This window comes from Mumia xiangluensis (assembly GCF_010994095.1).
GTDB lineage: Bacteria > Actinomycetota > Actinomycetes > Propionibacteriales > Nocardioidaceae > Mumia > Mumia xiangluensis.
The window spans coordinates 306,231-325,944 of the sequence record NZ_WJYO01000005.1; the positions used below are offsets into that span (position 1 = coordinate 306,231).

The following is a 19,714-nucleotide window of genomic DNA, read 5'->3' on the forward strand; positions in this document are numbered from 1 at the left end:
GCCTCAGCGTCCACCGGCGCGCGTGCGGTGGACGCTGAGGCACCGCCGGGCGGAGGTGCTGGACGCTGAGGCACCGCCGGGCGGAGGTGCTGGACGCTGAGGCACCGGCGAACTGGGCCGAGCGCCCGGCGTGGGCTACCGAGGATCGGCGCGGCACGCCCTTAGGCTCGCCATCATGGCGAGCCGTACGTCTTCCCCACCGCGAGGGTCGTCTAAGAAGAACTCGCGGTCGTCCGGCGGCCAGGACCGACGTCCGCAGCAGCAGCGCGGCCGCGGCTCGACGAAACGTCGACCGCCCGCACCGCCGCCGAGGACCGGCCCTGGCCCGTTCACCCGTGCCTTCACGGCGCTCGGCCGCGGGATCGCCGCGATCTGGATGGGCATCGCCCGCATGCTGGGCGCGATCGTCCGCAGCATCGGGACGGCCGCGCGCGACCTCGACCCGGAGCACCGCCGCGACGGCATCGGTCTCGCACTCATCGGTCTCGGCGTGGTCGTCGTCGGTGCTGTCTGGTTCCAGGTCGACAGCCCCGTCACCCACGCGGTCGCCGAGGCAGTCTCCAACAGCGTCGGGCTCCTCGCCTGGACCGTGCCGCTCGCCCTGTTCGTCGCGGGCGCTCGCACGATGCGCAACCCCGAGGCCAACGGGCCGCTCGGCCGCCAGGTCATCGGGTGGGCCGCGCTGGCCGGGGGCGTCCTCGGCATCGTCTCCATCGCCAACGGCATCCCGAAGCCGTCCGACGCCGGCGGCGAAGGCATCCGAGACGCCGGCGGCGCGATCGGGTTCGGCGTCTCCAAGCTGCTCGACGACCTCCTGCGCACCCCGTACGTCACGGTGCCGCTGCTCGTCCTGCTCGCGTTCTTCGGGCTGCTCGTGATCACGGGCACCCCGGTCTACCGCATCCCGGACCGCATCCGCGGCGCGCGCGACCTGATCATCGGCACCCGGAACCACGAGCCGCTCGACGACCAGGCACCCGAGGAGCCAGCCACCCGCAAGCGTGGCCCGCGCGGCGGCACCGGCAGCGACGTCCCGTACGACAACCCGCTCGTGGTCGGGCCCGACGAGGAGCCCACCGTCGATACCGGGGCGCGCAAGGGCAAGCTCAAGAAGGCCGCGCCCGACGAGGACACCGTCGGCGTCGACGTGCCCGCGGCCGACGCGGCGCGCGCCGACGAGCCCGTCGAGCTGCCTCCGATGACGCCTCTGCCGGCCCGTGCCGAGCAGCTCGCGCTGTCGGGCGACATCGTCTACACGCTGCCGGCCGACAAGATGCTCCGCGAAGGCACTCCGCACAAGGCGCGCACCGCGGCGTCGGACGCGGTCGTCGCCCGGCTCACGACGGTGCTCGAGGAGTTCGGCGTCGACGCCGAGGTCACGGGTTACACCCGCGGCCCGACGGTCACCCGGTACGAGATCGAGCTCGGCCAGGGCGTCAAGGTCGAGAAGATCACCGCCCTCGCCAAGAACATCTCGTACGCCGTCGCCTCCAACGAGGTCCGGATCCTGTCGCCGATCCCCGGCAAGTCGGCGATCGGCATCGAGATCCCCAACACCGACAAGGAGACCGTCTCGCTGGGCGACGTCCTGCGGTCCAACCGGGCCCGCAGCGACCACCACCCGATGGTCGTCGGGCTCGGCAAGGACGTCGAGGGCGGGTTCGTGGTCGCCAACATGGCGAAGATGCCCCACCTGCTGGTCGCCGGTGCGACCGGCTCGGGCAAGTCGAGCTTCATCAACTCGATGATCTCGTCGGTGCTGATGCGAGCGACGCCCGACGAGGTCCGGATGATCCTCGTCGACCCGAAGCGCGTCGAGCTCACCGCGTACGAGGGCATCCCGCACCTCATCACCCAGATCATCACGAACCCCAAGAAGGCCGCCGAGGCGCTCCAGTGGGTCGTGCGCGAGATGGACCTCCGCTACGACGACCTGGCCAACTTCGGGTTCCGGCACATCGACGACTTCAACAAGGCGGTCCAGGCCGGGACGGTGAAGGTGCCGCCGGGCAGCGAACGCGTCCTTGCCCCGTACCCGTACCTCCTCGTCGTCGTCGACGAGCTCGCCGACCTCATGATGGTGGCGCCGCGCGACGTCGAGGACTCGATCGTCCGCATCACCCAGCTCGCGCGTGCCGCCGGGATCCACCTGGTGCTCGCGACCCAGCGCCCCAGCGTCGACGTCGTCACCGGCCTGATCAAGGCCAACGTGCCCAGCCGACTGGCGTTCGCGACGTCGTCGCTCGCCGACAGCCGCGTGATCCTCGACCAGCCGGGCGCCGAGAAGCTGGTCGGCGGCGGTGACGGCCTGTTCCTCCCGATGGGGGCGAACAAGGCGCTGCGCATGCAGGGCGCCTGGATCACCGAGAAGGAGATCCACGAGGTCGTCCAGCACTGCAAGGAACAGCTGCAGCCGGTCTACCGCGAGGACGTCACCGCGCCGCAGGCCACCAAGCGTGAGATCGACGACGACATCGGCGACGACCTCGAGCTCGTCCTGCAGGCCGTCGAGCTCGTCGTCAACACCCAGTTCGGCTCGACGTCGATGCTCCAGCGCAAGCTGCGCGTCGGCTTCGCGAAGGCCGGGCGGCTCATGGACATCCTCGAGTCCCGCGGTGTCGTGGGACCGAGCGAGGGCTCGAAGGCGCGCGACGTGCTGATCAAGCCCGACGACCTGGACGAGGTACTGGAGACCCTGCGAGGGGAGTGACATGACGGATCGGCTGGACACGGATCGAAGCGCCGCGGATCGACCAGACGCGCCCGGTGCGGCGACGCTGCGTGACGAGGTCCTCGAAGTACGCCGCAGCGCGGGGGCGCTGGCGCTGGTCGCCGCGGGCGCGGGCGCTCTGGCGGTCCTGTACGCCGTGCGCGCCCTCGACGGTTCAGCCGTCCTGTGGCCCGTCGTGCTCGTCCTCCTCGTGCTGGCAGCGCTCGCCGGGCGTGGCTGGTGGGACGGACGCAGCCCCCTGCTCGTCGCCGACAACCTCGGTGTCCGGTTCCGCCACGGGCGCGACTGGCGAGGCCTGCCCTGGGAGGCGGTCGACCACGTCCTCGTCGACGAACCGAGCGGGATCCTCCGCGACGGCGCGCTCGAGGTGGTCGCCACGGACGGCACGGCGTACGTCGTACCGCTCGGCCTGGCGGTCCGGGCGAGCCATGAGGACCTGGCGCAGACCTTCGCCGCCCTGTCGGGCGACGACCGAGTGGTCGTCCGGCGGCAGCCGGAGGGCGACGCCACAGTGACGCCGGCCGAGCCATCCGCCGAGCCGTCCGAGCCCTCCCCGCCCTCCGCGCCGCTCGAGGCCTCCTCCGCGCCGCCCGCGCCGACCTCCGCTCCGCCCGCGCCGACCTCCGCGCCGCTCGAGGCCTCCTCCCCGCTGGTCGAGGCGCGAAGCGATCGAGACCCGACCTCACCCGACAGCAGCGGTGTCCCCGTCTCCGCCCCAGCCCGCATCGACCTCGGTCTGGTCCAGAGCGCCGGCACCTCGGCGCTCGCGCCCGGGTTCAAGGTCGTGACCGCCCTGCGCGCCAGCCGCGGCCGACCCGAGCTCGTGATCGACCGGCCGATCGAGGTCACGCCCGCGCCGACGACGAAGGCGGCGCCTGCCGAGCCGGACGAGGAGCCCGTCGACGCTTCCCCGGAGACCGCGGCCGACCCCGCGACGCTGGGAGCGATGCTCCGCCAGTCCCGCGAACGCGTCGGCGTCACGATCGACGACCTGGCAGCGCGTACCCGGATCCGTCCCCACGTCATCGAGGCTCTGGAGGACGACGACACGAGTGCGTGCGGAGGCGACTTCTACGCGCGCGGTCATCTGCGGGCGATCGCACGCGTCGTCGGAGCCGATCCCGACCCCTGGATCAGCGCGTACGACGCGTCGTACGCTCAGGCACCGATCCCGGCTCGCGCCGTGTTCGAGGCCGAGCGCTCCACCGGTGCACGCACGATCCGCGTCGCCCACGGCGGCCGCAGCTGGGTGGCGCTGACCGTCGTCGTCCTGGTCCTGGCGATCATCTGGGGGATCGGGCAGGTGGTGGTGGGGGGCGAGGACGGTACGGCGCCGGCGACCGTGCCGACGGAGGCTGCGCCAGCGCCGGCCGACCCGTCCGCGCTCGCGGGCCTCGGCGCTCCCACGACGAACCACCTCGTGGTCCGCGGCAAGGAGAAGAAGCCGACGAAGGTCACCGTCACCGACTCGCGCGGAACCACGATCTGGTCGGGCGACCTGGCGAAGGGCGAGTTCCGGCGCGTCAGCGTCGTCGGCCCCGCAACAGTGACCGCCGGGCGCGGAGATGCCGCCACCGTCGCCGTGAACGGGGACAAAGCACGCCGTCTCGGCGACGACTCAGGGAAGGCCCGCACCACAGTCGGTGATTCTTGAGGGTGGCGATAGGCTGGACGACGGTCCGCGGAGAGGGGCACCGCCCGACCAGATCCCCTTGACCGGCCCGAGGAGACACGATGAACGCAGGTCACCCGAACACCGGCCAGGCCAGTGGCGCTACGACGCCCGCGAGCGGCGAGGCTCCCAGCAACTACAACATCGCCAACGCACTGACCGTCCTCCGGATCGCGTTCGTCCCCCTGTTCGGCTGGCTCCTGCTCATCGACGGCGGCGGCGACACGACCCTGCGCCTGGCGGCGTGGGCCGTCTTCGTGGTCGCGATGGCGACCGACCGCATCGACGGCAACCTCGCTCGCAGTCGGGGCCTGATCACCGACTTCGGCAAGATCGCCGACCCGATCGCCGACAAGGCGCTCACGGGCATGGCGTTCGTCGGGCTCTCGATCATCGGTGCCCTCCCGTGGTGGGTGACGATCGTGGTGCTGGTCCGCGAGTGGGGCATCACGGTCATGCGGTTCGCGGTGATCCGCTACGGCGTCATGCCGGCGTCTCGCGGTGGCAAGCTCAAGACGGTGCTGCAGGCCGTCGCGCTCGGTGCGTACATCTTCCCGATCGAGGCGCTGCTGCCCGACTGGATGATGTGGATCGCCTACCTCTCGATGGGCGCCGCGGTGCTCGTCACGGTCGTGACCGGCTTCGACTACGTCGCCCAGGCGGTCCGGATGGTCCGCGAGGCCAAGAGTTCGACACCTGCCACCGATGCAGGCGCCGGGCAGCACCCGTTGAGCTGACCGGTGACCGGTTCCGCGGATCCGAGCCGCATCGTCGCTGCTCTGCGTGACCGGGGGGAGTCGGTCGCCGTGGCGGAGTCGCTGACCGGTGGCGCGGTGTGTGCCCGGCTCGTGGACGTTCCGGGCGCGTCAGACGTCGTCCGTGGTGGTGTCGTCGCGTACGCGACCGAGCTGAAGGCGACCCTTCTCGGGGTCGACGAGCTGCTGCTCGCAGCCCACGGTGCGGTGGACCCCGATGTCGCTGCGGCGATGGCTGTGGGCGTACGCACCCGGCTGGGCGCGGCGTACGGGCTCGCGACCACCGGCGTCGCCGGACCAGGGCCGGCCGAGGGCAAGCCGGCGGGCACCGTGTACGTCGCCGTCGCCGATTCAGAGGGCGCCGAGTCGCGGCTGCTGACCCTCGACGGAGACCGGGCCTCGATCCGTGCCAGTACTGTTGACGGAGTCCTGGAGCTGCTCGCCGAGCGCCTCCGGACGCGGTGATCGTTGCTGCGCTCTGACCGCATTCCGGCGGTCCGTTGCCGTTCTGGCTCCTGGTGCGCCTAGAGTGGTGGGAAGAACGCGGCTCGACGAGGAGTTGTACTACATCCGAGAGCGGAGGTGTGAGATGACGGTGCTTCGACGTCTGATCGGAGAGGTCCTGCGTGCCCGACGGATGGCCAAGGGCATGACGCTGCGCGACGTCTCCGCCGCTGCCCGTGTCTCGTTGGGCTACATCTCCGAGGTCGAGCGTGGTCAGAAGGAGCCCAGCTCGGAGCTTCTCGCCGCGCTCTGCGACGCCCTCGACGTGCCGATGTCGCAGGTTCTGCGTGATGTGAGTGCTCTCCTCGAGATCCAGGAGCAGTCGACGATCGACGCCTCGATCGCGCTCACGCCGGCTCCTGACTCGGTCGGCGTCTGAGCTTGTCGCAGCCGGCACAGCTGGCGTCGGCGCGCCTTCGGTACGACCGACTCCAGGCAGCTGACGCCGACGACGTCCTCGCCGTCTACGGTGACCCGGCGACCTGGCGGCACCTGCCGGCGGGCCGGTACGCGAGCCGTGACCGCGCAGCAGCGATGATCGATCGATCCGAGGCGAGCTGGGAGACCGCCGGTCTGGGGGACTGGGCCGTACGCTCCACAGCCGACCTCGGCTCGCTCCCGTCGGGCACCTTCCTCGGCACCGTCGGCATGACCTGGACCGACCTCGGAGACGGGCTCTCAGCCTGGAACCTCGGCTACCGCTTCACGCCTGCGAGCTGGGGTCTCGGTGTGGCGACGGAAGCAGCCCGTACGGCGCTGGCAGCAGTCGCGGCCAGCGGCAGTGAGGATCCGGTGACGGCGCGGGCTCTGACCGCCAATCCGGCGTCGATCCGCGTCCTGGGCCGCGTCGGCCTCACCCTCGCGTGGCGCGGTGCGACCGCAACGGTGGACGGCTCGGCCCATCCCGCCCCGGCAACGCTGCCGGCGACGGTCACGACCGAACGCGTCGTGTACGCGGACCGGCCGCTGCCGCCAGACCTGCTCGCGGCGCTGGTCGCCCTCGGCTGAGGGCCACGCCTCGTCATCCGTGCGCCGGCTGGCAGCGCGGGCACCAGTAGGTGACGCGCTCGTCGACGTCTCGGGACTGCGTCACGACCGGCGCTCGCCGCTCCACGCGCGTGCCGCACCGCCGACACGGCTCGCCGCCCCGGCCGTACACCCAGGTGCGCTCGCCGCGGCGGCGTACGCCGGTGGTGACGATCTCGGCGAAGTCGCGGTTGACGAGCAGCATCCGGCGCGCGGTCCGGATCGTGCGGGCAGGGTCGGGGTCGTCGGCGACCTGCGAGTCCGGGTGGAGTCCGTGCACGAACATGATCTCGTTGCGGTAGACGTTGCCGATCCCCGCGAGGTTGGCCTGGTCGAGCAGCGCGTCGGCGAGCCGGCGCCCGGGGTCGGCCGTCAGCCGCCGCAGCGCCTCAGCCGCATCGAAGTCGGGATCGAGGAGATCGGGTCCGAGGCGTGCCACGACGGCTTCCTCGTCGGCGCGGCTCAGGACCTCGACGACGCCGAGGGCGAAACCGACGGCCTGGATCTGCTCGGTCTCGAGGACGATGCGCGCCTCGTGCGCCGGGCGGGTCCAGCGTGCACCGAGGTCGTACACCAGCCACGCACCCTCCATCTTGAGGTGCGTGTGGATGCTGACGTCCTCGCCGACGTGGGCGAAGAGGTGCTTGCCGCGGCTCACCACCTCGTGCACGGTCTCGCCAGCGAGATCGACGGTCGCGAACGCGGGCACGCGGAAGTCGCTGCGCACCAGGGTCCTGCCCCCGAGAGCACGGTCGAGACGTCGCGCGGTGCGCCAGACGGCGTCGCCCTCGGGCACGGTCAGCCCCGGATGCGCAGGCCGCGCGGTGTCGCGTGGAACCCTGCCTGCGCGAGAGCGTCGCCGAGAGCGGTGCCGAGCACGGCCTCGCCGTCGGCCTTCTCGACCGTCAGCCGGCCGAGGGCGCCATCGCGTACGGCGGTGGCGAGTGCGTCGATCGCCGGCTGGAGCCGCGCCGCGCCCTCCGGGTCGTCGAGGTCGTCGAACGTGAGCAGCGTGCGGCCGCCACGCTCGACGTACAGGGAGAGGGCCCCGTCGACGAGGACGACGAGCGCGCCGGCCTTGCGCCCCGGGCGGTGGCCGCCCGCCGTGACGGGCCAGCCGAGCGCGGCGCCGTACGGGTTGGCAGGGTCGGTCGCGGCGAGCGTGACGGCGCGGCGCTCGGGGTCGGAGCCGGGCTCGAGCGAGTAGGAGCGGAGGCGGTCGACCGCGCCGGCCGTCGCGAACTGGGCGGCCCCGAGCCCGTCGACGAAGTAGCCGCGTCGTGCGCGCCCGGCCTCCTCGAATCCGCTGAGCACCTTGTAGACGGCAGCGAACCCGCCGGTCACGCCCTCGCTCACGGCCGTGCCGCGGGTGACGAGACCGTGGCGCTCCAGGAGCTGCTCGGCGGTCGCGTGCGCACGGACGGTCGGGTTGTCCTCGGGCCGCGGCACGAGCGCCCACCGGCCGCCGACGGTCGGCGGGCCCGTACGAGTGGGCATCGAGGGACGCGCGAACGAGGGGGCGCGGCGGCCACGGATGCGCGGCGCGCCGCGCGCGGGGCGGTGCGCCGTCCGGCCGGCGCCGACGAGGGTGCGTAGCGGTGCGAGCGTGTCGTTGGTGAGGTATCCGGCCCACACCAGGTCCCACAGGGCATCGGCGAGCTCGGTGTCCGGGACCGTCGGTGCGTCGCTGCCGGTCGCGACGGCGTCCGCGAGCTGGCGGAAGAAGTAGGCGCCGCCGGACTGGACCACGCCCAGCACGGCCTCCTGGAGGGCGGTGAGCTCGAGCTCGGAGGGCGGCGCGAGGGTCAGGGGGGCGGTGTCGGCGAGGTGAAGCGAGACCCAGCCGTCGTTGCCGGGGAGCGAACCGACCGCCGACCACACGACCTCGCCCGCGGCGGTGAGCTCGTCGAGCATCGCGGGGGAGTAGTCGAGGACGCGGGACCGGAGCACCAGCGGCTCCAGCGCGGACGCGGGAACGGATGCTCCAGCGAGCTGCTCGACCACCGTGACGAGACCGTCGACCCCGCGCAGCCTGCCGCCCACGTGCTGCCAGGCGGGGAGGAAGCGTCCGAGCGTCTCCGGCGAGACCGGCTCGACCTCCTTGCGGAGCGCGGCCAGCGACCGGCGGCGCAGCCGGCGGAGCACCTCAGCGTCGCACCACTCGGAGCCGCCCGCGCCGGGCGTGAACTCGCCCTCGGTGACGCGACCCTGACCTGCGAGCCTGCGCAGCGTCTCCGAGACCACCGCGACGCCGAGCCCGAAGCGCGCGGCGACGTCACCGGCGACGAACGGGGCGTGCGTACGGGCGAAGCGGGCGACGAGGTCGCCGAGCGGGTCCTCCACAGGAGCGACGAACGCGTCGGGGACGCCCATCGGCACCGGCACACCGAGCGCGTCGCGCAGGCGCCCCGCGTCCTCGACCGCCACCCACCACTGCGCGTCGGCGAAGCTCACGCGCAGCACGCGCCGCGTCTCGGCCAGCTCGACCAGCCACGCACCGGACTCCGCCGGCTCGGTGCAGCGCTCGGCGACCTCGTCGGACGTGAGCGGCCCGAGGAGCCGGAGCAGGTCTGCGACACCCTCGACGCCCCGGGCCCGGCGGTCGGGGTCCAGCCGCTGGAGCTCTGCCTCGGTCTGGGCGATCACGGCGGCGTCGAGAAGGTCGCGCAGCTCGGCGCGTCCCAGCAGCTCCGACAGCAGCGACGAGTCGAGCGAGAGCGCGGCCGCTCGGCGCTCTGCGAGCGGGCTGTCGCCCTCGTAGAGGAATGCCGCGACGTAGCCGAAGAGCAGCGACTTCGCGAACGGCGACGGCTCCTGCGTCTGCACGTCGACGACCCGCAGCCGGCGACTCTCCAGGTCGCGCATCATCTGCACCAGCGAGGGGACGTCGTACACGTCCTGGAGGACCTCGCGGACCGTCTCGAGGACGATCGGGAAGGTCGGATAACGGCGGGCGACCTCGAGCAGCTGCGCCGCGCGCTGACGCTGCTGCCAGAGCGGGCTGCGACGGCCGGGGTCGCGGCGGGGGAGCAGCAACGCCCGCGCTGCACACTCGCGGAACCGGGCGGCGAACAGCGCGGACCCGCCGACCTCCTCGGTGACCAGGTCCTCGATCTCCTCGGGCGTGAACGCGAACAGCTCTCCGCCCGGAGGCTCGGCGTCGGTCTCCGGCAGGCGTACGACGATGCCGTCGTCGCTGGCCATGCTCGCGGAGTCGAGGCCGTAGCGCTCTCGCACGCGAGCGCCGACAGCCAGCGCCCACGGCGCGTGCACGGCGAGCCCGAGCGGCGAGTGGAGGACGAGGCGCCAGTCGCCGAGCTCGTCGCGGAACCGCTCGACCACCAGGAGGGTGTCGTCGGGCACCCGCCCGGTGGCGGCCCGCTGCTCGTCGACGAGGGCGAAGAGGTTGTCGATCGCGTACGGGTCGAGGCCGGCCGCCTCGCACCGTGCGCGGGCCTCGTCGCGGTCACCGGTGGCCATCGCGCGGGTGAACGCCCCCAGGGCCCGGCCGAGCTCGATCGGGCGCCCGGGGTTGTCGCCCCGCCAGAACGGCAGGCGGCCCGGCTGGCCGTACGCGGGTGACACGAGCACCCGGTCGTGCGTGATGTCCTCGATCCGCCAGCTCGTCGCCCCGAGCGCGAAGACGTCGCCGACGCGCGACTCGTACACCATCTCCTCGTCGAGCTCCCCGACCCGGGCGCTCCCGCGGGCGGTGGACTCGGCACCGACGAGATAGACGCCGAAGAGGCCGCGGTCGGGGATCGTCCCGCCGGACGTCACAGCGAGCCGCTGCGCGCCCGGGCGGCCGGTGATCGTGTTGGCCACGCGGTCCCAGACGATGCGCGGCCGCAGCTCGGCGAACTCGTCGGACGGGTAGCGCCCGGCGAGGAGGTCGAGCGTGGCGTCGTAGGCGGAGCGGGGGAGCGTGGCGTACGGCGCGGCGCGGCGGACGGTCTCGTACAGGACGTCGACGTCCCACGCCTCCAGCGCACAGCCGGCCACGACCTGCTGGGCGAGGACGTCGAGGGGGTTCGTGGGGACCTTCAGCTCCTCGATCGCGCCGCTGACCATCCGCTCGATCGTCACCGTCGCCTCGAGGAGATCGGTGCGGTGCTTCGGGAAGACGACCCCGCGCGAGACCTCGCCGACCTGGTGGCCGGCGCGGCCCACACGCTGCAGCCCGCTCGCGACCGACGGCGGTGACTCGACCTGGACGACGAGGTCGACGGCGCCCATGTCGATGCCGAGCTCCAGGCTCGACGTCGCGACCACGCACGGCAGCCTGCCGGACTTGAGGTCGTCCTCGATCAGGGCCCGCTGCTCCTTGCTGACGGAGCCGTGGTGTGCCCTCGCGAGGAGGGGCGACACCCCGGCGGCGGTGCCGGACTGGCCGGGCGTCGCGGCCGCGGGAGAGCCGGTGTCGGGGAGCTCGACGCCGAGGCGTCCCGCGTGGATCTCGTTGAGCCGTGCCGTCAGCCGCTCGGCGAGCCGGCGCGAGTTGGCGAAGACGATCGAGGAGCGGGCCGCCTCGACGAGGTCGACGACACGCTCCTCGACGTGCGGCCAGATGGATGCCTGGTCCCGCGGGTCCGGGTCGTCGTCGCCACCGTCGGAGCCACGCGTCGGGAGGGCCGTCATGTCCTCGACCGGCACCACGACCGAGAGGTCCCAGCGCTTCTCCGACTCCGGCGCCACGACACGGACCGGGGCGGCGCCGCCGAGGAACCGCGCGACCTCGGCGTGCGGGCGTACGGTCGCCGACAGGCCGATGCGCTGCGCTGGTCGCTCGAGGAGCGCGTCCAGGCGCTCCAGGCTGAGGGCGAGGTGCGCGCCGCGCTTGGTGCCGGCGACCGCGTGCACCTCGTCGACGATCACGGCCTCGACGCCGCGCAGGGACTCGCGCGCTGCTGAGGTCAGGACGAGGAAGAGCGACTCGGGGGTGGTGATGAGGATGTCGGGCGGGCGTGTCGACAAGGCCCGGCGCTCGGCTGGCGTCGTGTCACCGGAGCGCACCCCGACCGTCACGTCGCGGGGCGGCTCGGACTCGCCCGACGCGGCGAGGCGCTTCGCGGTCTGCGTGATGCCGACCAGGGGGGAGCGGAGGTTGCGCTCGACGTCCACGGCGAGCGCCTTGAGCGGGGACACGTAGAGGACGCGCGTCCGGCGTTTGGCGTCGTCGGGCTCGGGACCGGTGGTGAGGCGGTCGAGCGCCCACAGGAAGGCCGACAGCGTCTTGCCGGAGCCGGTCGGCGCGACGACGAGAGCATGGTGGCCGTCAGCGATCGCGTCCCACGCCCCGACCTGGGCGGTCGTCGGCGCAGGGAAGGCACCCCGGAACCACGCGGCGGTAGCGGGGGAGAAGCGGTCGAGCACGTCGGGCACCCGTCCATCCTGCCTCGCGGCACCGACAGTTGCGGGCGGAGGCCTTCAGCCTCGCTTGACCGACGTCCGGATGCGGTGCCACAGGGGGTCCGCCTCGCTGAGGCCCGACACGATCCGGAGCACGCCACCCATCTGGCCCAGCCCGCACAGCAGGGCGAGGACGCCGACGGCCGCAGCAGCGAGCGTCACCGTGCTGGTGCCGGTGACCACGTCTCGGACGGCGACGGAGATGCACGCCACGGCGAGCAGCAGCGCGAGCGTGCTGGTCGTCACCCGGACGAAGATGCGTGCCTCGACGTTCACGGTCCGCGCCCCGAGCCAGCCGGCAGCGGTCCGTGTCCGGCCACTGACCTCGTACGGGAGACGTGTCCACGCCGCGGCGGCCCGGGTGAGCCGCCGTCCGCTGCGCCACAGCAGGGCCAGGACCGAAGTCCCGGCCAGCCCGATCCCGCCCGCGACCAGCACGGCGACCACGTCGACCAGGTGGACGCCGACGTCGAGCGCGTACGCGGTGGAGGCGATGCCGAGGGCGGTGAACAGTCCGAGGATCGCCACGACGAAGGCGAAAAGCCCCAGCGACCAGCGCGACCAGCGCTCGTAGTCGTCACGCAGCTGCGCCGCGGCGCGATCAGCGTCCGCCGGCGACGGCGAAGCGACGTCCAGCCAGGGCAGCGACTCGGGGCGGATCAGGCGGAAGGGCATCGCCGACACGGTAGACCACGCTCCGGGTCGCGATCCCTGCCGGACCGCGGTGCGGCGGCCGCCGTTAACGACAAGACAATCGTCGGCGCACCTCCCTAGGCTCGAACAGTGAGCCAACCGATGATCGAGGCGCAGGCACTGCGCAAGGCGTACGGCGACTTCGAGGCCGTCAAGGGCATCGACGTGAGTGTCGAGCGCGGCGAGGCGTTCGGGTTCCTCGGGCCCAACGGCGCAGGCAAGTCGTCGACGATGCGCATGGTCGCCGCGGTGTCGCCGCTGACCGGCGGGAGCCTGCGGATCCTCGGCCTCGACCCGGAGTCCGACGGCCCGGCGATCCGCGCCCGGATCGGCGTCTGCCCGCAGGAGGACTCGCTCGACGGCGACCTGACCGTCCGCGACAACCTCGTCGTCTACGCGCGCTACTTCGGGATCGGGCGTCGCGATGCCGCCCGCAAGGCCGACGAGCTGCTCGAGTTCGTGAAGCTGACCGAGAAGGCTCACGGCATGGTCGAGGACCTGTCGGGCGGCATGAAGCGACGACTGACGATCGCACGCTCGCTCGTCAACGAGCCAGAGCTCCTGCTGCTCGACGAGCCGACCACCGGGCTCGACCCGCAGGCGCGCCACGTGGTGTGGGACCAGCTCCACCGCCTCAAGCAGACCGGGGTCACGATCGTCCTCACCACGCACTACATGGACGAGGCCGAGCAGCTGTGCGACCGGCTGGTCGTGATGGACGGCGGCCTGATCGCGGCGGAGGGGTCACCGCTGTCGCTGATCGCGCGCTACTCGACGCGCGAGGTCGTCGAGCTCCGCATGGGCGTCGGCGAGAACGAAGCCGCGGCCGAGCGCGTCGAGGACCTCGCCGAGCGCGTCGAGGTTCTCCCGGACCGCGTGCTGCTCTACGTCGCCGACGGCGAGAAGGTCGTCGAGGAGGCGATGGCGCGCGGGCTCGAACCCCGGAGCACGCTCGTACGCCGCTCGTCCCTGGAGGACGTGTTCCTCCGGCTGACCGGACGGTCGCTGGACGCATGAGCACCGGCACGCAGTCGCCGACAGGCGTCCGAACGCCCGCAGGCGCGCCGACGGTCTGGCAGGCGCTGGCCCGCCAGGCGCCGTACTACGCGACGGTGCTCCGCCGTACGTGGCGCGGCTCGGCCTTCTCGTACTCCGTCCTTCCCGCGCTCACGCTGGCCTCCCTCGGGCTCGGGCTCGGGACCTTCGTCGACGACGGCGGCGCCGGCTCCACCGGCGAGGGCACCGCAGCGCTCGGCGGACTCTCGTACCTCGCCTTCATCGCCCCGGGCATGGTCGCGGTGACGGCGGTGATGGGCGCTGCCGGCGAGAGCACGTTCCCGGTCTACGCGGGGTTCACCTGGACCAAGATCTACTACGCGATGCGCGCGACCTCGCTGCGGGTGCGCGACCTCGTCAACGGGGCCACCGCGTACGTGGCGGTCCGGGTGCTGATCGCGGTGGTCCTGCTCTCCGTGGTGGTCGCGCTGTTCGGCACGATCAGCAGCGTGCTCGGCGGGTTCGCGCTGGTCGGCGCCGCGCTTCTCGTCGGGGTCGCCCACACGACACCGGTCATCGCGTACGCGGGGTGGGCGAAGGAGGACACGGCGCTCGGGCTGGTGTTCCGGCTCGGCATCATCCCGATGACGCTGTTCTCCGGCGCCTACTTCCCGGTGGACCAGCTCCCTGCTGCCGTGGAGGCCCTCGCCAAGGTCCTCCCGGTGTGGCACGGCGTCGAGCTCTGCCGGATGGCCACGACCGGTGAGGTCACGTCCGCGGCGTGGGTCCACGTCGGCTACCTGGTGCTGGTCACCGCCGTCGGCTGGGTGCTGGCGCAGCGGCAGTTCGCCCGTCGGCTGGGGAGGATCTGATGGCGTCCTCGACGGTTCTCCGGGGCACGTCGCGCGGCGCGGCCCACCCCACCGCCTACCCGCTCCTGGAGCGTCACGTCCGCGTCTACAAGCGCGCGCCGGCGGCCTTCGCGTCGGGATTCCTCGAGCCGCTCTTCTACCTGCTGTCGATCGGTGTGGGGGTCGCCGCGCTGGTCGGCGAGGTCACGCTCGACGACGGGCGCACGATCAGCTACACGGCCTTCCTCGCCCCGGCGATGCTCGCGACGCAGGCGATGAACGGCGCCCTCTTCGACGCGACGTACGGGTTCTTCTTCCGGCTCAAGTACGAGAAGCTGTACGACGCGGTGCTCGCGACGCCGTTGCGGCCGGTCGATGCCGCGGTCGGCGAGGTCCTGTGGGCGACCGTCCGCGGCGCCGCGTACGCTGCCGCGTTCGTCGTGATCATGGCGGCGCTCGGACTGACCTCGTCGTGGTGGACGCTGCTGGCGCTGCCGGCCGCGCTTCTGATCGCGTTCGGCTTCGCGGCTGCCGGACTGGCGCTCACGACGTGGATGCGCTCGTGGCAGGACTTCGAGTTCATCCAGGTCGCGATCATGCCGATGTTCTTGTTCTCGGCGACCTTCTACCCGCTGTCGGCCTACCCCGACTGGATGCAGACCATCGTGACCGTGACGCCGCTCTACCAGGCCGTCGACCTCGTGCGTTCGCTCACGACCGGCGCGGTCGGACCCGAGCTGCTCGTGCCGATCACATACTTCGCCGTGATGGGCGCGTTGGGGCTGCGGGTGGCGGGTCGCCGGGTGGGGGTGCTGATCCTGCGTTGATCGGCGACGCCGGGCTACCTCTCGAAGAGGCGTGCCCCGAACCAGTCGTGCCGCGGCCGCCAGCCGTGGTTGCGCAGCACCGTGAAGACCGGCACCTTGGCGTCGGCGGGCTGGATGTGTGCGACGCCGTCCCAGGAGGTGCGCCGAGCATCGCCACCGCCGACGACGACCTGGCCGTCGGCGCCCTCGGAGATCGTGAGGGACTGCTGGAGCGCGGTCTTGCCCTTCTTCCAGCTCCATGCGCCGCGGGCGGAGACACCGTCGGCGCCGACGGTGGTGCGGGTCGACGCCGTCGCGGAGTGCTCGGTGAACCGGTAGTGCGCGGTCGACGGGTCGAGGGTCAGGTCCATCCGCCAGGCGTAGGCGACGCTCCCCTTGACGAAGAGGCTCTGCCAGCGCACCTCCTCGGACTTCCACCGGACCTCGACGTCCACGCCGTCGGGCGAGCGGCTGGCGGTGATCGCGTAGGGCAGCTCGTCGCCGTTGATACCGACGAGATCCCCGACGACGCGGTCGACGGCCGACGGGGCATCCGGGGTGGCGATCGGTGCTGCCGGCACCTGCGCCTTCTTTCGTGCCGCCACCACCCGCAGGCCGCGCCGCAGCGTCCACAGGGCGCGCGCGACGAGCGTCACGAACGCGATGACGACGAGCACGACGCCGAGGGCGGTCTGGTCGGCGATGAACGCCGTGAAGGCCGCCGCCACGAGGGCGTACGCGAGGATGACGACTGCCTTCCTGCTGATGACGGCGAAGCGCTCCTCCGGAGTCGGAGACCCACCCGTGCTCATGCCTGCTCGCTCTCGCTCTCGCGGTCGTCGTGACGGTGCGGCAAGCGTGCCACGTCGTCGGTGTCAGCCGGCGAGCACCTCGGCGACGACCTTCTGAAGGTCGTCGCGGCGTGACTGGAGGCCGAGCAGCTCGCCGCAGTCGGTCATGGTGTCGCGGAAGAGGGCGCCGTTGGCGACGACCTGGGCGTCGATGTGCCCGAACACCTCGAGCGCCGTCGTCCCGTACAACCGCGCCCACGACCGCATGAACGCCCACGACGCCTCGTCGGGAACCTCCTGGCCGGTCTTCTCGGTGAGCGCGTCGCCGAGGTCCGCCTCGTCCGGGGGAGGGACCGTCCCGGCCTCCGGGTAGCCCTCGCGCTCCCAGACCTCCATGACGAGTCCGCCGAAGAAGCTGCCGAAGCGGTGGGCCGCGGCGGCGCAGTCGGCGCCGAGCACGGCGGGGGAGGGCTGCGGGGTGGACGGGGGTTCGCCGTGCAGGTCGGCGGGGAGGTCGGCCGTCTTCACCATGCTCGTGATCGGGTTGGCGAACGTCAGCCCGAACTCTTCGCGGTGCGCCAGCGACCACTGCCGGAAGGCAGCCGCGCCGGCGACGAGCTGCGCGGCGGGGTCTCCGGCGTACGGCGCCGCCGTGGCCTCGAGCGTCTCGAGCAGGTCGTCGTACACGCGGGCTGCGACGCGCAGCGTCAGGTCCTCGAGGCTGCTGACGTAGCGGTAGAGCGCGGGTGCGGTCATGCCCATCCCGTTGGCGACGGCGCGCAGCGAGATCTCGTGGGTCTCGACGAGCTGGGAGCGGGCGGTGCGCACGATCTCGTCGAGAGTCGCCAGGCGCTGCTGGTCGCGCCGCGTCGGCTTCTCGGTGGCCTGCTCGCCCTGCGTCGTCATGGTCCCTACCTTGACAGGCCCGGACGTGGATGTCCCGGACCCCTTGACATCGGTTATCACTGTTCAGCATAGTAAACACCGTTAGCGGTGAACAGTGTTAACACCTGTGAACGGCATTCACTCACATGACGGGGGAAGAACGATGGAACGCTGGGGACGCTTCGTCGCACGACGCGCACGATGGGTGCTCTCGCTGGGGCTGCTGGTCGTCCTGGCTGCCGGGGCGTACGGGACGGGTGTCTTCGGCGCCCTGAGCGACGGAGGCTTCGACGACCCGGGCAGCGAGTCGTACGCTGCCTCGCAGCTCATCGAGGACAACGTCGGCCGGCACGGCGCGGACGTGATCGCGGTGTACGAGAGCAAGGACATGACCGTCGACGACGCGCCGTTCCGCGCCGCTGTCGCCGAGGTCGTCGCAGGGCTGCCGGCCGATGCGGTGGAGCACGTCGTCGCCTACGGCCCGCCCGGCACCGAGTCGCTGGTCTCCGCCGACCGGCACGCCACGAGCGTCGTGATCACGCTCGCCGGCGACGGCCAGGACGCCCAGATGGAGGCGTACGACGAGGTGCGGCCGACGCTCGACACCGCGGCCGTCGAGGACGGGACCGTCGACGTCGACGTGGCAGGGCAGTGGGCGGTCTTCGACGACGTCAACACCAACGTGTCCGAGGACATCGCGCGCGCCGAGATGCTGTCGATGCCTCTTGTGCTGCTGCTGAGCCTGGTGGTGTTCGGGTCCGTGGTCGCTGCCCTCATGCCGGTCGGTATCGGGGTCGTCGCCGTGCTCGGAGCCCTGGCCGTGGTGAGGCTGCTCACCACCGTCACCGACGTGTCGGTGTTCGCGATCAACATCATCACGCTGCTCGGTCTCGGGCTCGCGATCGACTACGCGCTGTTCGTGGTGAGCAGGTTCCGTGACGAGCTGGCCGTCCGCGGCGACGACCGCGACAGCGTCCGCGAGGCCGTCGCGGCCACGATGCGGACCGCAGGCCGTACGGTCCTCTTCTCCGGCATCACCGTCGCCGTCGCGCTCTCCGCGATGCTCGTCTTCCCGCAGTCGTTCCTGCGATCCATGGCGTACGGCGGGGTGGCGGCCGTGCTCGTCGCCATGGTGGCGGCGCTGACCGTCCTCCCGGCGACGCTCGCGGTTCTCGGCCGCCGCATCGAGGCCGGCGCGATGCCGTGGCGGCGCCGTGCCCGTCGTCCGTCCCAGGGATGGGCGCGGTTCGCGCACGCCGTGATGGCACGTCCGGTCGTGAGCCTGGTGCTCGTCACCGGCGTCCTGCTCGGGCTGGCCAGCCCGTTCCTCAACGTCGCGTGGGGCGGGGTCGACCACCGGGTCCTGCCGGCGGACGCGCCGTCGCGGGTGGCGACCGAGAAGCTCGAGTCCGACTTCGGGGGAGCGACGTCGCAGGCCGAGGTGTTCCTCGCGACCGAGGACGAGGCGGACGTCGCCTCGTACGTGGCCGCCCTGAGCAACGTCGACGGTGTGACCCAGGTGCAGCCGGTCGCGAGCACCAGCGACGGGGCGGGCTCGGCGGCCGACGGGGGTGCCGCCGAGCCCGGCACGTTGATCGACGTGGTGTGGGACGGGTCCGCCCAGAGCGGGGAGTCGCGAGACCTGGTGCGCGACCTGCGCGCCGTGGACGCACCCGCCGACGCCTACATCGGGGGCACCTCGGCGGAGACGGTCGACATGCTCGACACGATCGCCGACCGGTTGCCGCTGATGGTCGGGCTGATCGTGGTGGCGATGCTGGTCCTGCTGTTCGTCGCCTTCGGCTCGGTCGTGCTGCCGATCAAGGCGGTGCTCGTCAACATCGTCTCGATCACCGCCGCATTCGGCGTCGTGACCTGGATCTTCGCCGACGGACACCTCGAGGGCCTGCTCGGGTTCACCTCGCTCGGCTACCTCGACGGGACGCAGCCGATCCTGATGTTCGCGATCCTCTTCGGGCTGTCCATGGACTACGAGGTGTTCCTGCTGTCGCGGATCCGTGAGCAGTGGGACGCTACGGGCGACAACGAGGTCGCGGTCGCCACCGGGGTCCAGAAGACCGGGCGCATCATCACGAGCGCCGCACTGCTGCTGGCCGTCGTGATCGGTGCGTTCGCGACGTCGGGGATCGTCTTCATGAAGATGCTCGGCGTCGGGATGCTCGTCGCGCTGCTCCTCGACGCCACGCTGGTCCGACTGGTGATGGTGCCGTCGACGATGAAGCTGCTCGGCCGCTGGAACTGGTGGGCGCCGGGGCCGATGCGCCGGTGGTGGGAGCGGTACGGCGTGCGCGAGGGCGCCTCTGAGCCGGCTGCCGTCGTCAGCGGCGACGGTGCCGAGGGCGGCGACGAGGAGCGCTCCCGCATACTGGCCCGGTGAGGCACAGCGAGCTCTGGGAGCGCATGGACCAGCACCTCGGCGCGGGATACGCGCCGGTGTGGGCCGATCAGCAGGTCCTGAGCGAGCTCGACGGCCGCACGGTCTCCGAGGCGCTGGACGCCGGAGAGGCCCCGAAGACGGTGTGGCGCGCGGTGTGGGAGGCGCTCGACCTGCCGCAGTCCGAGCGCTGACGCGGC

The 19,714-nt window shown here is 72.3% G+C and carries 16 protein-coding genes; 11 read left to right on the plus strand and 5 right to left on the minus strand.

Annotated elements, in window-relative coordinates:
• Positions 1–175: 175 nt before the first annotated feature.
• The 6 genes from GH747_RS16900 (at position 176) to GH747_RS16925 (ending at position 6,670) form a co-directional block, all read left to right on the plus strand.
• Positions 176–2,710, plus strand: a complete 2,535-nt coding sequence (locus tag GH747_RS16900; RefSeq protein WP_149770788.1) for an FtsK/SpoIIIE family DNA translocase — start codon at positions 176–178, stop codon at positions 2,708–2,710.
• 1 nt (position 2,711) lies between these two features.
• A complete protein-coding gene (locus GH747_RS16905) occupies positions 2,712–4,385 on the plus strand; it encodes a helix-turn-helix domain-containing protein (RefSeq protein ID WP_149770789.1) in 1,674 nt (557 codons plus the stop codon).
• 80 nt (positions 4,386–4,465) lie between these two features.
• Positions 4,466–5,140, plus strand: coding sequence for a CDP-diacylglycerol--glycerol-3-phosphate 3-phosphatidyltransferase (pgsA, locus tag GH747_RS16910; RefSeq protein WP_149770790.1), 675 nt, complete (start codon positions 4,466–4,468; stop codon positions 5,138–5,140).
• 3 nt (positions 5,141–5,143) lie between these two features.
• Complete coding sequence (locus tag GH747_RS16915; RefSeq protein WP_149770791.1) at positions 5,144–5,623, plus strand: CinA family protein; 480 nt, start codon at positions 5,144–5,146, stop codon at positions 5,621–5,623.
• 124 nt (positions 5,624–5,747) lie between these two features.
• Positions 5,748–6,041: a helix-turn-helix domain-containing protein gene (locus GH747_RS16920; RefSeq protein WP_149770792.1), complete on the plus strand. Its 294-nt coding sequence runs from the start codon at positions 5,748–5,750 to the stop codon at positions 6,039–6,041.
• Positions 6,042–6,043: 2 nt separating this feature from the next.
• Positions 6,044–6,670: a GNAT family N-acetyltransferase gene (locus GH747_RS16925; protein WP_163695711.1), complete on the plus strand. Its 627-nt coding sequence runs from the start codon at positions 6,044–6,046 to the stop codon at positions 6,668–6,670.
• Positions 6,671–6,683: 13 nt separating this feature from the next.
• On the opposite strand, the gene GH747_RS16930 is transcribed toward GH747_RS16925, so the two are convergent.
• Genes GH747_RS16930 through GH747_RS16940 form a run of 3 tightly spaced genes read right to left on the minus strand, consistent with a single transcriptional unit; the run spans position 6,684 to position 12,772 of the window.
• The gene (locus GH747_RS16930) at positions 6,684–7,484 is read right to left on the minus strand and encodes a DNA-formamidopyrimidine glycosylase family protein (RefSeq protein ID WP_149770794.1); all 801 of its coding nucleotides are present in this window, start codon (positions 7,482–7,484) and stop codon (positions 6,684–6,686) included.
• Positions 7,485–7,486: 2 nt separating this feature from the next.
• Entirely contained in the window at positions 7,487–12,070 is a 4,584-nt protein-coding gene (locus GH747_RS16935; protein WP_149770795.1) for an ATP-dependent helicase, read from the minus strand.
• A gap of 45 nt (positions 12,071–12,115) precedes the next feature.
• Entirely contained in the window at positions 12,116–12,772 is a 657-nt protein-coding gene (locus tag GH747_RS16940; protein WP_149770796.1) for a hypothetical protein, read from the minus strand.
• 108 nt (positions 12,773–12,880) lie between these two features.
• Between GH747_RS16940 and GH747_RS16945 the strand changes: the two genes are divergently transcribed.
• From GH747_RS16945 to GH747_RS16955, 3 genes are read left to right on the plus strand one after another with little or no spacing between them, the layout of a single operon-like run.
• The gene (locus tag GH747_RS16945) at positions 12,881–13,807 is read left to right on the plus strand and encodes an ABC transporter ATP-binding protein (RefSeq protein ID WP_228552963.1); all 927 of its coding nucleotides are present in this window, start codon (positions 12,881–12,883) and stop codon (positions 13,805–13,807) included.
• Entirely contained in the window at positions 13,804–14,658 is an 855-nt protein-coding gene (locus GH747_RS16950; RefSeq protein ID WP_149770797.1) for an ABC transporter permease, read from the plus strand. Before GH747_RS16945 ends, GH747_RS16950 begins: the two co-directional genes overlap by 4 nt.
• A complete protein-coding gene (locus GH747_RS16955; RefSeq protein WP_149770798.1) occupies positions 14,658–15,464 on the plus strand; it encodes an ABC transporter permease in 807 nt (268 codons plus the stop codon). Before GH747_RS16950 ends, GH747_RS16955 begins: the two co-directional genes overlap by 1 nt.
• A 14-nt stretch (positions 15,465–15,478) precedes the next feature.
• Here the strand turns inward: GH747_RS16955 and GH747_RS16960 are convergent, their stop codons facing one another.
• Positions 15,479–16,255 carry a hypothetical protein gene (locus tag GH747_RS16960; protein WP_149770799.1) on the minus strand — a complete coding sequence of 259 codons (777 nt, stop codon included), beginning with the start codon at positions 16,253–16,255 and terminating at the stop codon, positions 15,479–15,481.
• Positions 16,256–16,318: 63 nt separating this feature from the next.
• Positions 16,319–17,140: a TetR/AcrR family transcriptional regulator gene (locus GH747_RS16965; protein WP_149770800.1), complete on the minus strand. Its 822-nt coding sequence runs from the start codon at positions 17,138–17,140 to the stop codon at positions 16,319–16,321.
• Between the two features lie 142 nt (positions 17,141–17,282).
• Between GH747_RS16965 and GH747_RS16970 the strand changes: the two genes are divergently transcribed.
• Positions 17,283–19,517 (plus strand): MMPL family transporter, encoded by a 2,235-nt coding sequence (locus GH747_RS16970; protein WP_149770801.1) that lies wholly within the window; start codon positions 17,283–17,285, stop codon positions 19,515–19,517.
• Positions 19,514–19,708 (plus strand): DUF3046 domain-containing protein, encoded by a 195-nt coding sequence (locus tag GH747_RS16975; protein WP_149770802.1) that lies wholly within the window; start codon positions 19,514–19,516, stop codon positions 19,706–19,708. Before GH747_RS16970 ends, GH747_RS16975 begins: the two co-directional genes overlap by 4 nt.
• Positions 19,709–19,714: the final 6 nt, after the last annotated feature.